At 38.7% G+C, this 674-nt stretch carries 1 protein-coding gene; it reads left to right on the forward strand.

All coding sequences use genetic code 11. The annotated features are described in order from the left end of the window. Positions 1-674: DDE-type integrase/transposase/recombinase (locus ABD814_RS13185; protein WP_344914189.1), on the forward strand; the 674-nt coding region annotated here is incomplete at both ends.

The following is a 674-nucleotide window of genomic DNA, read 5'->3' on the forward strand; positions in this document are numbered from 1 at the left end:
CCTTTGGATAAAGAGTCACCCGTCAAGCCAAAAGTTGATCTGTCACGTATTTACGCTTCGCCACACACATTAGGTCTGATTTTAACGTATCACGTCAATTATGGTTTATCTGCAAGGAAAACAGCAGCCTTGATGTACGATATCCATCAATTAAAAATAACGCATCAAACGATATTAAACTACGCAAATAGCGTTGCCTTAATAACCAAACCTTTTATTGATCACTATCCATACGATTTATCCAGTAGTTTCTCTGGGGATGAGACCTATATTCGTGTGAAAGGTAAATGGCATTACTTATTCTTTTTCTTTGATGCCGTCAAAAAAGTAATTTTGTCTTATCATGTGTCACCTAATCGAGATACACCCTCTGCGATCAAAGCCATTGGTGATGTCTTAACAAAATTCAAAGATATGCCTGATGACTTAACCTTCGTCGTAGATGGAAATCCCATTTATATCTTGGCTCAGCATTACTTTGCGCAACGTGACATTCATTTCGATGTCTACAAAGTGATCGGTCTAACAAATGACGATCCTGTTTCGACAGAATATCGACCCTTAAAACAAATTATTGAAAGATTGAATCGGACGTTTAAGGGCAATTATAGAGCGACGACTGGCTTCGGATCTCAAGCAGGCTCTGTTTCTTACGTGACACTTTTTACGGCGTA

Source organism: Amphibacillus indicireducens, from assembly GCF_039539605.1.
Classification (GTDB): domain Bacteria; phylum Bacillota; class Bacilli; order Bacillales; family Amphibacillaceae; genus Amphibacillus; species Amphibacillus indicireducens.